Annotated in this window: 1 protein-coding gene; it reads left to right on the top strand. The window is 50.8% G+C overall.

What is annotated here, in order from left to right; genetic code table 11:
• On the top strand, nucleotides 1-246 hold a 246-nt coding region (locus L9G74_RS21560; RefSeq protein ID WP_238898886.1), incomplete at its 5' end, for a hypothetical protein.
• Nucleotides 247-248: the final 2 nt, after the last annotated feature.

Raw genomic sequence — 248 nt, 5'->3', positions numbered from 1 at the left:
GCAATGGCGCTCGTCCGTATGTTTGTGGCCATAACGTTTGCTATGTGTATCATCGCCCTACTTGGTATGACTGCCAACGCTTCAGTGCGCATGCGTGTGCACATTCTCACTGAGAAACCGGCAAATCTGAACGAGCAATGTGAGTGGGAAAACAGGGCCAAGAAGTGCGCAACGGGCCTGACTTGCATAGTGGCGAATCAAAAGGATGGCTTTTGCAAGAAGAATCAGGGGGCGAAATCTCAATGAGC

This window comes from Shewanella electrica (assembly GCF_022321485.1).
Lineage (GTDB): Bacteria > Pseudomonadota > Gammaproteobacteria > Enterobacterales > Shewanellaceae > Shewanella > Shewanella electrica.
Note: the sequence above shows the minus strand (reverse complement) of the source record. Positions and strands in the feature narration are given on the sequence as shown.